General features: G+C 64.9%; 13 protein-coding genes. 7 read left to right on the top strand and 6 right to left on the bottom strand.

What is annotated here, in order from left to right; translation table 11 throughout:
- Positions 1–153: 153 nt before the first annotated feature.
- Together XI05_RS32770 and XI05_RS32765 are read left to right on the top strand one after the other, a co-directional pair.
- Positions 154–885 carry a transglutaminase-like cysteine peptidase gene (locus XI05_RS32770; RefSeq protein WP_172785071.1) on the top strand — a complete coding sequence of 244 codons (732 nt, stop codon included), beginning with the start codon at positions 154–156 and terminating at the stop codon, positions 883–885.
- Positions 886–1,069: 184 nt separating this feature from the next.
- The gene (locus tag XI05_RS32765) at positions 1,070–2,182 is read left to right on the top strand and encodes a lysozyme inhibitor LprI family protein (RefSeq protein WP_271509623.1); all 1,113 of its coding nucleotides are present in this window, start codon (positions 1,070–1,072) and stop codon (positions 2,180–2,182) included.
- A gap of 189 nt (positions 2,183–2,371) precedes the next feature.
- On the opposite strand, the gene XI05_RS32760 is transcribed toward XI05_RS32765, so the two are convergent.
- The 6 genes from XI05_RS32760 to XI05_RS32735 form a co-directional block, all read right to left on the bottom strand.
- The gene (locus tag XI05_RS32760) at positions 2,372–3,571 is read right to left on the bottom strand and encodes an ABC transporter substrate-binding protein (RefSeq protein WP_271509621.1); all 1,200 of its coding nucleotides are present in this window, start codon (positions 3,569–3,571) and stop codon (positions 2,372–2,374) included.
- Between the two features lie 75 nt (positions 3,572–3,646).
- Complete coding sequence (locus tag XI05_RS32755; RefSeq protein ID WP_271509619.1) at positions 3,647–5,485, bottom strand: AMP-dependent synthetase/ligase; 1,839 nt, start codon at positions 5,483–5,485, stop codon at positions 3,647–3,649.
- A gap of 91 nt (positions 5,486–5,576) precedes the next feature.
- The gene (locus tag XI05_RS32750; RefSeq protein WP_212254049.1) at positions 5,577–6,365 is read right to left on the bottom strand and encodes an ABC transporter ATP-binding protein; all 789 of its coding nucleotides are present in this window, start codon (positions 6,363–6,365) and stop codon (positions 5,577–5,579) included.
- A 4-nt stretch (positions 6,366–6,369) separates the two neighbouring features.
- On the bottom strand, positions 6,370–7,128 hold the full coding sequence (locus tag XI05_RS32745; protein ID WP_197953824.1) for an ABC transporter ATP-binding protein: 759 nt from the start codon (positions 7,126–7,128) through the stop codon (positions 6,370–6,372).
- The gene (locus tag XI05_RS32740) at positions 7,125–8,276 is read right to left on the bottom strand and encodes a branched-chain amino acid ABC transporter permease (RefSeq protein WP_271509616.1); all 1,152 of its coding nucleotides are present in this window, start codon (positions 8,274–8,276) and stop codon (positions 7,125–7,127) included. The genes XI05_RS32745 and XI05_RS32740 overlap by 4 nt, the downstream gene beginning before the upstream one ends.
- A gap of 5 nt (positions 8,277–8,281) precedes the next feature.
- Positions 8,282–9,157 (bottom strand): branched-chain amino acid ABC transporter permease, encoded by an 876-nt coding sequence (locus XI05_RS32735; RefSeq protein WP_172785078.1) that lies wholly within the window; start codon positions 9,155–9,157, stop codon positions 8,282–8,284.
- Positions 9,158–9,430: 273 nt separating this feature from the next.
- Between XI05_RS32735 and XI05_RS32730 the strand changes: the two genes are divergently transcribed.
- From XI05_RS32730 to XI05_RS32710, 5 genes are all read left to right on the top strand, one after another.
- A complete protein-coding gene (locus XI05_RS32730) occupies positions 9,431–10,180 on the top strand; it encodes an ABC transporter ATP-binding protein (RefSeq protein WP_271509614.1) in 750 nt (249 codons plus the stop codon).
- Positions 10,177–11,706, top strand: coding sequence for a permease (locus tag XI05_RS32725; protein ID WP_271509612.1), 1,530 nt, complete (start codon positions 10,177–10,179; stop codon positions 11,704–11,706). Before XI05_RS32730 ends, XI05_RS32725 begins: the two co-directional genes overlap by 4 nt.
- Before the next feature lie 91 nt (positions 11,707–11,797).
- Complete coding sequence (locus tag XI05_RS32720; protein ID WP_271509609.1) at positions 11,798–12,610, top strand: MBL fold metallo-hydrolase; 813 nt, start codon at positions 11,798–11,800, stop codon at positions 12,608–12,610.
- A 65-nt stretch (positions 12,611–12,675) separates the two neighbouring features.
- Positions 12,676–13,197: a hypothetical protein gene (locus XI05_RS32715; RefSeq protein ID WP_271509606.1), complete on the top strand. Its 522-nt coding sequence runs from the start codon at positions 12,676–12,678 to the stop codon at positions 13,195–13,197.
- Between the two features lie 179 nt (positions 13,198–13,376).
- Positions 13,377–14,429, top strand: coding sequence for an amidohydrolase family protein (locus tag XI05_RS32710; protein WP_271509603.1), 1,053 nt, complete (start codon positions 13,377–13,379; stop codon positions 14,427–14,429).
- Positions 14,430–14,439 lie beyond the last annotated feature (10 nt).

Genomic DNA, 14,439 nt, shown 5'->3' with positions numbered 1-14,439 from the left:
GGTCCGATTCAGCCTGCCACCCGGTTTTGAGACCCCTGCCGGGCGCGTTAAGCAGAACAAAATGGCCCGTCTCGCACTATCTCCGCGAAAGCAACAAAGCCCGGCACGACGAGATCGAGGGGGATCTCGCGAAGCTTGGGAAGGGGATGTCAGATGGAGACCGCTGCTCGCTCGCGCGCCTTTCGCGCAATCCTTGTCATGTGCGGCTTGATCCTGCTCGGATCGGCCGCCGAGCTTCGCGCCGGCACGCTGCTCTCGCCGGGCGCCGGCGTCCTCGTGCGCAAATCCGCCGAACCGTTTGGCGTGTTCGCCTTCGCCATCTCATCCGGCAGCCTGCAGCAGAAATGGTCCGCGCTGAAGGACAAGCTCGACGACGACATGGTGCAGCTCGCACTGTGCGACGGCGACCGGGACAATTGCGCTTCACCCGCGGCGCTCGAGCTACTCGCCATCGTCGATCAGGCCCGCGCCCGCGACGGCCGCGCGCGGCTCGGCGAGATCAACCGCGCCATCAATCTCGCCATCCATGCCGCCAACGACGGCAGCGCCGACCTCTGGAGCTCGCCGCTTGCGACCTTCGCGCGCGGCGCCGGCGATTGCGAGGACTATGCCATCGCCAAGCTGGCCGCGCTGCGGCTGGCGGGAATTGCCTCTGAAGACCTCCGCATGGTCGTGGTGCGCGACGTCAGGGCCGGCGAGGCGCACGCCATTGCCGCAGCAAAACTCGACGGTCAATGGCTCATGCTCGACAATCGCCGCATGGCGATGGTCAGGGACGACGCGACGCGGAGCTATCAGCCGCTGTTCGTGCTCCACCAATCGGCCGTGCTGAAATATGTCGACGAGCCGGTACAGGTCTCGATGGCGGCCGCCGAGGCGCGTTGATCGAATCGGCCTCCTAGCCCGGCTAGAGCGCAGCGAAATCCGGGACTCTTGCCACTCGCACCGGCCCCGGACTACGCTTGCGCACCATGCGGGCTACAGACCTCCCGCTGCTCTTCCGCACAAACCCATTTCACCGCGCAAGACCAGGCGCTAGCATGGCGCCTTCCGTGCGGGGGCGACTGGAATGCGGTTCATCGTGCTGTCTGTGCTTGCGCTGGCATTGCCGGCGGCGTCCGCGTCCGCGCAATCCGAGCGCGCGATCGCCGACAGGCTGCCGCTGTTCTCCAGGAACAACTGCCAGCAGATTCGCGACCCCGGCAATCAATTGTTCTGCGGTGATGCGACCCTTGCCGCCGCCGCCGAGAAGCTGAGCGTCGCGATCGAGGCGCGGCTCGCCCGCCTGCCGGATCGCCTGCCTGGAATCGAGGAGAATGCGATCTGGGTCCGCCAACGCAACCTCAGCTGCGGCATCGTCGGCCAGACCGCGATCCGCCCCGACGAATTCGACCAGGTCAAGGCGTGCCTGCTCAAGGTCACCGAGGAGCGCGCCGCGATCGTTCGCGATCCGGATTTCGACTGCCTTGCAGCCAACACCGCGGCGGGCGCGGTGATCTGCGCCGACCCGACGCTGGCGCTTGCCGAAACCGAGCTCAATGGCCTGGTGCTCGGCCTGATCGGCAAATTGGACCCGACCGCGGCACGCTTTGCCTTCGCCGAATATGGACGGTGGACACGCGAGCGCGACCGCAAATGCAATCTGGTCGGCAAGGAGAACGTGCCGCTGCATGAGCTGGAATCCGCGGAGGACTGTCTCGCCGAACATTTGAAGCGCAAGACCGACGAAATCCGAGCCGCAAAAGGCGATCCCAAGAAGGTGTTCGGCCGGCAGGTCGCGGCCCGATCACCCGACACCGACGCGGTCGATTTCTGCGCCGCGCGGATTCATGCGGCCAATTCCTGCGGCAATTTCCTGCGCATCAACCGCGTCTATGCGCTCGACAGCCAAGTGAGCGACCAGGAGGCGCAGGTCACCGGCGAAATCGAGATGGCCGTGCTGGCCCCCTTCACCGTGTGCAGCAAGATCGCCTCCATCTGCACCGGCACCTGCTGGGACGCCACGACAGGCCGTCCGCAGCCGGGAACCGGCAACAAGGAGCGCGCCGCAGACGCCTTCAACGTCACGCGCCGGCTGAGAATCCAGCGAACCTTCGCCTTCGTCAAAGCCGACGACGGCTGGCGCTGCCGGGAAGACGAGCTCGCCCCGGTGAGCTCGGGCACCGCAGGCGGGGGATCGTAGGGTTCTTACCGCGGCACATCTTCCTTCTCCCCTTGTGGGAGAAGGTGGCGCGCGCAAGCGCGCCGGATGAGGGGCTCTCTCCACACGCAAGACCTTCGTGAGGATAGAGACCCCTCACCCGGCTCGCCGCTTCGCGGCGATCCACCCCTCCCGCAAGGGGAGAGGGTGCACCGTCCGCGCCGCGAGAGATCAAAACATCAGATTGTCCTTCACCAGCACCCAGCGACCGTTCTTGACCTGCTGGACCTGGGTGACGGTGGTCGCGAGATGGTTGGTCTTCGAGAACACCGTCGGCGGCGAATTGAAGATGTCCTGGAACTTGTCGCCGGACTCCAGCGCGTCGAGCATCTTCTGGCCAGTCAGATCCTTGCCAGCCTTGCTGGCATAGTGCGCGAACGTCATCACCGCGTTGTAGCCGATGATGGCCTGGGTGTTGGCATCGGCGCCAAACATCTTCTTGTAGTTGACGAGCCAGTCCTTCACCTTTCCTTTTGCGGTGTCTTCATAGGGAATTTCGAAGTTCGAAGCAGCATACAAGCCTTCCACCGTTTCCTTGCCGAGCGCCGGCACCTCGAGCACGTTGACGGGCGTGGCGCCGAGGAAGGTGACATCCCAGCCGAGCTTCTTCGCTTCACTCATCGTGCCGATCGGCTCACGCAGGACCGCGCCGAGCACGACGAGGTCGCAGCCGTCGGACTTCATCTTGGCGACCTGCGCCGAGAAGTCGGAGGCGCCGCGCTTGTAGGTCGTGACCGAGGCCGGCTGCACCTTCATGGCGGCGAGCTGCTGGTTGAAGCCATCGAGCACGTTCTTTCCGTACTCGTCGTCCTGATGCATGATGCAGGGCTTCTTGAAGTTCTTTGCCTCGATCATGTATTTGAGCGCCGCCCGCGTGCTCTCGACGTAAGGAAGCAGGTTGTTGAACTTCAGCCGCTCCTGCGGCTTGGCCGGGTCGAACTTGAAGGTGAACTCGGCCGCCGTCAGCGGGAAGAGCTGCATGACCCCGGCGTCGAGCAGGATATCCTGCGCGGCGAGCACGGTGGGCGATCCCATCGGCCCCACCATCGCGAAGATCTTGTCGCGCTCGATCAGCTTCTGCGATGCCAGCACGGCCTTCTTCGGATCGTAGCCGCTGTCCTCGACCACCAGGCGGATCTTGCGGCCGTTGATGCCGCCGGCGGCGTTGACCTCCTCGACGGCCATCTTCATGCCGTTGGAGACCGGCACGCCCCAGCCCTTGATCGGACCCGACAGGTCCTGATGGGTGCCGATGACGATCTCGGTTGCCGAGATGCCTTCATTGGTGATCTTGGTTTGCGCGACGGCCGGCAGACAAGTGAGCGCGATAGCGCCCATAGCAAGGCCGAACGCGTGGAACGACTTCGACATTGACGTCTCCTCTCCTTTTGGGCCCGTATTGTGCGAAGGGCGGGGCCATCGCTCCCTCGCTTTTTCGAAAGCTATTCACGCCACCGCACGCTCGCGATACATCGCCTCGATCTCGGCGGCGTAGCGCTTGTTCACGAAGCCGCGCTTCAGCTTCATGGTCGGCGTCAGCTCCTCGTCCTCGGGGGTGAGCTGGCGCTCGATCAGGTAGAACCTCTTGATGGTCTCGACGCGGGCAAAATTGCCGTTGACCTGTTCGATCTCGCGCCCGATCAGGTCCTGGATCTCCCTCGCCCGGCACAGGCTGGCATAATTGGTGAAGGGGATGTCGTGATCCTGGGCGAACTTCTCGACGTTCTCCTGGTCGATCATCACGAGGCAGGTGAGATAGGGCCGCTTGTCGCCGACCACGACGGCGTCCGAGATGTAGGGCGAAAACTTGAGCTGGTTCTCGATCTCGGACGGCGTGATGTTCTTGCCGCCGGCGGTGATGATGATGTCTTTCATCCGGTCGGTGATGCGGACGAAGCCCTCGTTGTCGATGGTGCCGACGTCGCCGGTGTGCAGCCAGCCGCGGGGATCGATCGTCTCTGCGGTTTTCTCCGGCTGGTTCAGGTAGCCCATGAACAGGAAGTCGCCCTTGATCAGGATCTCGCCGTCGGGCGACAGCGCGACCTCGCCCCACGGCACCGCGGTGCCGACCGAGCCGAGCTTGATCCTGTCCGCGGGCATCATGGTGGCGACCCCGCAATTCTCGGTCTGGCCGTAGACCTCATGCATGTCGATGCCGAGCGCCAGATACCAGCGGATCAGCTCCGGCGCGATCGGCGCTGCGCCGGTGAATGCGATGCGGCAGCGGTCGAGCCCGATCATGCGGCGGATGTTGCGGAACGCGATCACATAGGCGATGCGGTTGGCGATGCGCAGCGACAGCGGCGGCGCCCTGCCCTCGAGCCGGCAATCGACCATGCGGTAGCCGATGCCGATGGCGCGGCGATAGACCCATTGCTGCAGCGGCGTCGCATCCTTCAGCGCGATGGTGATGGCGGAATAGAATTTCTCCCAGACGCGCGGCACCGCCAGAAAGGCGGTCGGCTGCACCTCGCGCAGATTGTCCGGCACGGTTTCCGGGCTTTCGGCAAAATTCATCACGGAGCCGAGCGCGACCGAGATGTAATAGCCGCCGACGCGCTCGGCGACATGGCACAGCGGCAGGAACACCAGGCGATCCTCGTCCTCCCGCGCCGGGATGAAGTCGTTGGCGTGCCGCATCTGGTGGGTGACGCTGCGATTGGCGTGCATCGCGCCCTTGGGCGGACCGGTGGTGCCGGACGTATAGACGAGGATCGCGAGATCGCCGCCGACACGGCTGTCGATCATCTCCTGCCACAGCGCCTCGCGGCCGACCATGTGGTTGCGGCCAAGCGCGCGAAACTCGTCGAGCGACATCACCATGTCGTCGGAGAAGCCGCTGAGGCCCTCCATGTCGAACACGATGATCCTCTGCAAGCTCGGGCAGCGCGCGCGGCAGGTGAGAATCTTGTCGAGCTGCTCCTCGTCCTCGGCGAAGATCACCCGGGTCGCGGAATCGTTGACGAGATACTCGACCTGGGACGCAGAATCAGTCGGATAGATTCCGGAGGAGACGCCGCCGGCGCACAATATGCCCATGTCGGCGTAGACCCATTCGGGGACGGCATTGGCGATGATGGAGGCGACGTCGCCGGGCATGAAACCGACGGCGCGAAGCGCGTAGGCGATCTCCTTCGAGATCGCGAGCCACTCTCGCCAGCTCGTCGGCTGCCAGATACCGAACTTCTTCTCGCGGATCGCCGGCCTGTCGCCCCGCGTCTCGGCGGCGCGCAAGAAGCTCTTCGCGATCGTATCAGCGACCGTCAGCACCGCCGCTCCGGCCATGCACCTCTCCTCCTTCGCCTACCCCCGCTGCCTGCCTTGCCGGCGGTCTTTGCTTAGCGTTGGGCAAGCTCATCTTACTGCCAGCTCGCCCTCACCGCCACGTCTTCTTCTTCTTCCAGCGCCGCTCGCCGCGCGCGCCCGCTTCCTTGGCGCCAAGGTAGAATTCCTGGATGTCCTGGGAATGCATCAAGCGGTCGCAGCTGTCGTTCATCACGATACGGCCGATCTCGAGCACATAGCCGTAATGGGCGGTTTCCAGCGCCACCTTGGCGTTCTGCTCGACCAGCAGGATCGACATGCCCTGCTCCTCGTTGACCCGGCGGATGATGGTGAAGATCTCCTTCACCAGCAGCGGCGAAAGGCCGAGCGAGGGCTCGTCGAGCAAGAGCAGCGTCGGCCGGTTCATCAGGGCGCGGCCAATCGCGAGCATCTGCTGCTCGCCGCCGGAGAGCTGGCCGGCCGGCTGGTTGATGCGCTCCTTCAGGCGCGGGAAATAGCCGTAGACACGCTCCAGATCCTCGGCGACGCCGTCCCGGTCCTTGCGCGGATAGGCGCCCATCATCAGGTTCTCGCGCACGGAGAGGAACGGGAACACCTCCCGTCCCTCCGGCACGTGGCTGAGGCCGAGCCGCACGATGCGGTCGGCCTCCATGCGCTGGATCGGTTTGCCCATGAACTCGATCGCGCCCTTCTGCGGATCGAGGATGCCGGAGATCGTCTTCAGCACCGTGGTCTTGCCGGCGCCGTTGGCCCCGAGAAGCGTGACGATGCGGCCGCGCGGCACCTCCAGCGAAATGCCGCGGATCGCCATGATCGGCCCGTAATAGCTCTCGATGTTGGAGAGTTTTAAGATGATATCCGGAGTCGCCGCGGCATCCATCGCTTCAGGCTCCGAGATATGCGGCGACGACGTCGGGATGCTGCTGCACTTCAGCGGGCGAGCCCATCGCCAGCACGCGGCCATAGTTCAGCGCGATGACGCGATCGGAGACGCGGTTGACCAGCGACATGTCGTGCTCGACCATCAGCACGGTGACGCCGAGCTCGCTCTTCATGTCGCGGATCCAGAACGACATGTCGTCGGTCTCCTCGACATTGAGGCCGGAGGACGGCTCGTCGAGCAGGATCAGCTTCGGCTCCGAGCACAGCGCGCGCGCCAGCTCGATCACCTTGCGCACGCCGTAAGGAAGGCCCGAGATCAGCTTGTCGCGATAGGGTTCGAGGTCGAGGAATTCGATGACCTGCTCGACCCTGCGCCGGTGCACCTTCTCGTTGGCCCGCACGCTCGGCAGGAACAAGAGCTCCTGCCAGAGCTGCGTGGTCGAATGGCGGTGGCGGCCGACCAGAAGATTCGACAGCACGGTCGCATTCTCGAACAGCTCGATGTTCTGGAAGGTGCGGGCGATGCCGAGCTTGGCAATGTCGTAGGGCGGCTGCTCGGTGATGTCCTGGTCCTCGAAGAAGATGCGGCCCGAGGTCGGCCGGTAGATCCGCGAGATCAGGTTGAAGATCGAGCTCTTGCCGGCGCCGTTGGGCCCGATGATCGAGAGAATCTCGCCCTTCTCCACCGCGAACGAGACCGCATCGACCGCCTTGAGGCCGCCGAAATGCAGCGACAGGTTCTCGGCGCGGAAATAGCTCATCGATTGCGCTCCGACTTCACGTAGATCTTCTGCCGCTTGAAGGTGGCGCGCTTGTAGAGCGGGAACAGCTGGAAGAAGAGCTTGATCTTGAGCCAGCGGCCGTAGAGGCCGAGCGGCTCGAACAGCACGAACAGCACGATGATGATGCCGTAGATCGCGCCCTTCAGGCCGTTGAGCGAGGCGAAGGCCGCGACCTTCGCCTGGATGTTGCCCGCCGTCGCCGTGCCCGCCCCGAACGTCGCGGCAATGCCGGCGATGATGCCGGGCATGTCGTCCTTCAGATAGGTCAGGAACGGATCGATCATCACGATGAAGATCGCCCCCAGCACGGCGCCGTGCAGGCTGAAGGTGCCGCCGATCAGGATCACGATGATGAACTCGATCGAGAGCTGCAGCGTGAACATCTCCGGCGAGATGAAGGAGAGCTTGTGCGCGAACAGCACGCCGGCAAAGCCGGTGATCGCGGCCGAGATCGCGAACGACTTCACCTTGTAGAGCGCAACATTGACGCCCATGCTGCGCGCCGCCGTCTCGGAATCGCGGATCGCGACGAAGGCACGTCCCGTCGGCGAACGCAGCAGATTGAGCGTGCCGACGATGGTCAGCACCAGCACGGCAAGGCAGAGATAATAGAAGGTCGGGCTGTCGCGCGGCACGGCGACGCCGAGCAGCGACAGCGTCTTGACCCGCAAGCCCTCGTTGCCGTGGGTGACGCTCTCCCATCGCGCCAGGATCTCCTCCACGATCAGGGCAAAGGAGATGGTGGCGATGACGAGATAGATGCCGGTGAGGCGCAGCGCAGGAAAGCCGACCATCGCGCCGATGATGCCGGTCAGGAGCCCGGCGGCGAGGAAATAGACCGGGAACGGCACGTTGTACTTCTGCAAGTACGCCGCGGTGTAGGCCCCGATGGCGAGGAAGGCGGCATGGCCGAGCGAGGCCTGGCCGGTGAATCCGGTCAGGATCAACAGCGCCACGCCGACGGTCGCATAGATGCAGACGAAGACCAGCTGGCTCATCAGATAGCTGGAGAGCACGTAAGGCGCGATCAGCAGCAGCGCGAGCAGGACGCCGTAGGTGACGACGTAACCGGAATGCGGGAACAGCTTGATGTCGTCCTCGTAGTCGGTCTTGAACATGAAGCGCATGGCGTTCAGACCTTCTTGCGGACGTGCAGGCCGAACAGGCCCTCGGGCTTCAGCAGCAGCACGGCGAGCAGCACGATGTAGGGCGCGACGTCCTTCCAGCCCTCGGGCAGGTAAAAGCCGGCCATGCTCTCGATCACGCCTATCAGGACGCCGCCGACCACGGCGCCCGGGATCGAGCCGAAACCGCCGAGCACGGCGGCGGGAAACGCCTTCAGGCCGAGCACGAGGCCGACATTGGAATGGATGAAGGTGATCGGCGCCAGCAGCACGCCGGCACAGGTCGCGACCGCCGCGCTGATCGCCCAGACGACCGACACTACGCGCTTGACCGGAATGCCCATGTAATAGGCTGCCAGCATGTTCTCGGAGCTGGCGCGCATCGCGGTGCCGAGCGTGGTCTTGTTGAAGAACAACCAGAGCAGCGTGCACAGGATCATCGTCGCCGCGATCACCGAGAGCTTGTCGTAGGCGAGCACCAGCGAACCCATGCGCAGCACGCCCTGGCTGAAGGGCGTCTCGATCTTCAGGTCGTCGGTGCCCCAGATCATGCCGGCGATCGAGCGCAGGAAATAGCCGAGGCCGATCGTGGCCATGATGATGGAGAATTGCGGATAGCCGAGGATCGGCCGCACCACCACGCGCTCGGCCAGCATGCCGAATAGCGCCATCGCCGCCACCGCACCGGCAAAGCCGATCCAGTAGTTCAGGCCCATCATCCCGATGAAGGTGAAGGCGAAGAAGCCGCCCAGCATCATCAGGTCGCCCTGGGCGAAATTGACGACCTCGGTGGCCTTGTAGACGAGCACGAAGCCGAGCGCGATCAGGCCGTAGACGCAGCCGAGCGCAACACCGCTGACCAGCTGCTGAACGAAATCCAGCATCGCCGCGCATCCTCCCGATGCATCCGGCGGGTTCTTTTGGCCGCCTTGCCGCATCTTGTGTCCAGTCGCTACGCAGTCGTTTCGCTGCGTTCGCGCCATTTGTCCGGAAGCAATTCAGCCTGAACGCCCGCGCGCTGTCAACAAACGGTGACTTGTCGGGATGCCTTGTCTTTAGTCCAATCCGGTTGACGGAATTTGCGGCAGTGCGATTCACGGTGCCGAAATATCTTCGGGTCATGGTCGCGGGCGATGCAACCGGATGGTATGGCCGTCATGAAGCCGGACAACTCGGCGCTGGAAGTGGTGGGGTTAACGAAGCGTTTTGACCGTCTGGCGGTCGACAGCCTCGATCTCACCATTCACGCCGGCGAATTCTACGCGCTGGTCGGCCCCAACGGCGCCGGCAAGACCACCACCCTGCGCATGGTTGCGGGCCTGCTCAGGCCCGATGCCGGCGCCGTCTCCATCTTCGGCATCGATGCGCTCCACGATCCCGTCGCCGCCAAGCAGGTGATGGCGTGGGTCTCCGACGAGCCCATGATCTACGACAAGCTCACCCCGCTCGAATATCTCGAATTCGTCGCCGGCCTCTGGGGCATCGCGCCGTCGATCGCGCAACCGGTCGCCGAGGACCTGCTCGATTCGCTCGGGCTAGAGGCGCACCGGCACGAGCGCTGCGAGGGCTTTTCCAAGGGCATGCGCCAGAAGGTCGCTCTCGCAGGGGCGCTGGTGCACGACCCCCGCCTGATCATCCTCGATGAACCCTTGACGGGCCTCGATGCCGTCTCCGCCCGCCATGTGAAGGGCCTGCTGAGCGCGCGTGTCCGCGCCGGCTGCACCGTCATCATGACCACGCATATCCTCGAGGTCGCCGAGCGCATGGCCGACCGCATCGGCGTGATCGCCTCCGGCCGCCTGGTCGCCGAAGGCACGCTTACCGAGCTGCGCCAGCAGAACGGCCATGCCGACACCAGCCTGGAAGATCTCTTCATCGCGCTGGTGACGCTTCAGGAAGCGGCATGAGCTCGGCCACCGCGCTGTCCTGGTTTGCCCGCCACGAACTGCGGCTCGCCTGGCGCGAATGGCTCGCCATGATGACGGGCGGGCGGCGCAAACGGGCGCGCGCGGCAATGATCGGCCTCGTCTGCTTCGCCGCGCTGCTGCACCTGCCGGCCTGGGCGGTGATCGGCCGTTTCGCCGACCTGCAGCTGCCGCTCGACAAATCCTCGCTGATCGTGATTTCGGCCACGATCTTTCTCGCCTGGACCTTGATGCTGTCGCAGGCGATCGAATCGGTGACACGGGTATTTTACGCCCGCGCCGATCTCGACCTGATCATGTCCTCGCCGGCGCGGCTCGCCAATCTGTTCTCGGTCCGCATCGCCGCGATTGCGCTGACCGTCACCGTGCTCGCGCTGCTGTTCTCGACACCCTTCATCGACGTGCTGGTGATCGGCGGCGGCGCGCGCTGGCTCGCGGCCTTCGGCGTCGTCATTGCGATGGGCCTGTCGGCGGCGGCGACCGCGATCGCCGTCACCATTCTCCTGTTCCGGCTGATCGGCCCGGCGCGGACGCGCCTGATCGCCCAGATCCTCGCAGCGATCATCGGCGCGGGCTTCGTGATCGCGCTTCAGGTCGCGGCGATCATGTCCTACGGCACGCTGTCGCGCTTCACCATCCTGACCTCGGGCAGCGTTGCCGCCTACGCCCCCGACGTCGACAGCATCTGGTGGTGGCCGGCGCGGGCAGCGATGGGCGACAACGAGGCGCTGTCGCTGCTTCTCGCGCTCGCGCTCGTGATGCTCGGCAGCGTGATGGCGATCTTCTCGCACCGCTTTGCCGACACGGCGATCGATGCCGCGGCCTACGCCACGTCGGGCCGCGTCCATGCCAAGGAGCGCGCGTTCCGCGGCGGATCGCGCCAGCAGGCGCTGCGCCGCAAGGAATTCATGCTCCTGTGGCGCGATCCATGGCTGATCTCGCAGACCTTGATGCAGCTGCTCTATCTGGTGCCGCCGGCGCTCTTGCTCTGGCGCAATTTTGCCGACAGTTCCGCGGCGCTGACGCTGATCACACCTGTCATCGTCATGGCGGCCGGACAGCTCGCCGGCGGGCTCGCCTGGCTGACGATCTCGGGCGAGGACGCCCCCGACCTGGTCGCGACCGCGCCCTTGATGCCGTCCGCCGTCATTCGCGCCAAGATCGAGGTAGTGCTGATCGCGATCGCCGTGATCTTCGGTCCGCTGCTCGCGGCACTGGCCTTTGCCTCGCCATTCCAGGCCGCGGTCAGTGCCGGCGCGATCATCGTCAGCGCGGCCTCGGCGACCGCGATCCAGCTCTGGTTCCGGGTGCAGGCAAGGCGCAGCCAATTCCGCCGCCGGCAGACCTCATCGCGGCTCGCGACCTTCGCCGAGGCCTTCTCCTCGATCGGCTGGGCAGCCAGCGCCGCATTGCTGCTCGCCCTGCCGCTCGCCGGCCTGATCAGCGGACTGATCACCGCAGGCCTCGTCGCGATCACCTGGAAGTTCAGCCCGAAGCGCGAGCAATAGGTGCGACACTGACGCGCTGTTGATCCCGCCCCATTGGCGAGGCTCCGCATTGCACGCTAGACTTCGCCGTGAAGTCATCGGGGACGGATCCATGCGGCGACTGGTTTTGGCGGCTATCGCGCTGTTCGGCGCATTCCTGACCCCTTCCCTCGCCCAGCAGCCACAGCGCAGCGAATGTCTGGCGATGGCCAACGCGGCACCGCGGGCCATGCCGGTCGCGTTCCGGCCGGCCGCCGGCTCTGCCGAGGTCGAGATCACCTATGCGGGCCATTCCACCTACTACATCGACACGCCCGGCGGCTTGCGCATCGCCACCGATTATAGTGGCGCCTATCAGGTCGGACGGCTGCCCGACGTCGTCACCATGAACCGGGCGCACAGCACGCACTACTCCTTATACCCGGACAAGCGCATTCCCCACGTGTTGCATGGCTGGAGCGACGACGGCAAGCCGGCCATCGTCTCCGAGCGCATCGGTGACACCTTCATCCGCAACGTCACGACCGACATCCGCCGCTATTACGGCGACGACGTCGGCGCGGACATGATCCGCGACGGCAATTCCATCTTCATCTTCGAGGCGGCCGGCCTCTGCATCGGCCATCTCGGCCACCTCCACCACAAGCTCGACGACAGCCATTTCGCCCAGATAGGGCGGCTCGACATCGTAATGGTGCCGATCGACGGCACCTATACCATGTCGCTCGAAGGGATCTCGGACATCACCAAGCGCTTGCGCGCCTCGGTGGTGCTGCCGATGCACCGCTTCGCCACCCCGCTCGACGACTTCATGCGCCGGATCGGCCAGCAGTTCGAGATCGACCGGCGCATCGAGCGCTCGTTCCGGATGTCGCGGGATACGCTGCCGACGAAGCCGACTGTTATCATCCTCGACGGGGTCTGAGGCGCAATTTTCTCCAAGCCGGCCATCGGCGGGTCATGCTGATCTCCCTGCAACAGGAGAGCGATATGACCGACTTTGCGAGACTTCTTCACGCCAGCGCGCCGCATCCAGAACACGCCGCGGCGCTCCAGCTCTACGGCCGCTTCGTCGGCGACTGGGACGCCGAGATCACCGCCTTCGGGCCGGACGGAACGAGCCACACCGCGCCGGGCGAGATCCATTTCGGCTGGGTGCTCGAAGGCCGCGCGGTGCAGGACGTCTGGATCATTCCCCGGCCCGCGGGCGGCGCGGCCTTTCCGATCGCCGGCAATTGGTATGGCACGACACTGCGCGTTTACGATCCCGGTATCGATGCGTGGCGGATTTCCTGGTTCGATCCGGGCCGCCGCGTGTTCCGGCAGCAGATCGGCCGTCCCCGTGGCGACGACATCGTGCAGGAAGGCACGACCGAAGCCGGCGACCTGACGCGCTGGAGCTTTACGGAGATCACCGGCGACTCCTTCCTTTGGCGTGGGGAGGTCAAGCCAGCCACGGCAGCGGACTGGCGGTTGATGGTCGAGGTCAGAGCAAGACGGCGCAAGGCCTAAGGCAAACAGATCTTGATTGGATCGATCGGGCGGCAAACAACCTCTCCCGCTGGCGGGCCCGCAAGCGGGAGGGAGCGCACCTCCTCCGCCGCCGCTATGGTGCTCTGAACAACGCGCGCTGCTGTGCGTGGGAAGGAGGTGCTAAGCTCCGGGTACAAAACGTCAGGGAGCGAAGGCCGATGGCAGCAAGCGGTATGCCCGCAAACACGAGCGGGCTGTTCGTCGATCCGCGCGAGAACTGGCTCGCGCTGCATCGGGAGGAGATCATCGATCCCTTGCGGCCGATCGTCGATCCCCATCACCATCTGTGGAATCGCGGGCACCGCTATCTGATCGAGGAGATGGCCGCCGATATCGCCTCCGGTCACAACGTCATCGCCACCGTCTATGTCGATTGCCGTTCGATGTATCGCGCGCATGGGCCGGAAGCATTCCGCCCCGTGGGCGAGGTCGAGTTCGCCAACGGCGTCGCCGCCATGAGCGCGAGCGGTGGCTATGGCAAGGCCGCGATCTGCGCCGGCATCGTCAGCCACGCCAATCTGCTGCTCGGCGACGCCGCAAAGGGCGTGCTGGAAGCCGAGATCGCCGCCGGCAACGGCCGCTTTCGCGGCATCCGGCATTCCTCGGCCTGGGACGAAGATCCTGTCGTCGCCGGCATGTATGCGAACAGGCCGAAGGGATTGTTGCAGGACCCGACCTTCCGCAAAGGCTTTGCCTGCCTCGCGCCCCTCAAACTCAGCTTCGATGCCTGGCTGTTCCATCCGCAGATCGGCGAGCTCACAGCGCTGGCGCGCGCCTTCCCCGACACCAGGATCGTGCTCGACCATTGCGGCGGCCCGGTCGGAACCGGCCGCTTCGCAGGGCGGCGCGAGGAGGTGTTTGCGCAATGGCGCGCCTCGATCCGGGAGATCGCGAGATGCGAGAACGTGGTGGTGAAGCTCGGTGGTCTCGCGATGTGCCTGCTTGGTTACGACTTCCATTTGCGCGAGAGGCCGCCGACATCTGAGGAGCTTGCCACGGCCTGGCGGCCCTATGTCGAGACGTGCATCGAGGCGTTCGGCCCGAAGCGCGCAATGTTCGAAAGCAATTTCCCCCCGGACAAGGGCCAGTGCAGCTACCAGGTGATCTTCAACGCCTTCAAGCGTATCACCTCAAAGCTGAGCGAGGCCGAACAGACGGCATTGTTCTCGCAGACCGCGATCGACGTTTACCGGCTCGAGCTGCCGTCATGACGAAAAGAGG

It is taken from the genome of Bradyrhizobium sp. CCBAU 11357 (assembly GCF_028128865.1).
GTDB lineage: Bacteria > Pseudomonadota > Alphaproteobacteria > Rhizobiales > Xanthobacteraceae > Bradyrhizobium.
Note: the sequence above shows the minus strand (reverse complement) of the source record. Positions and strands in the feature narration are given on the sequence as shown.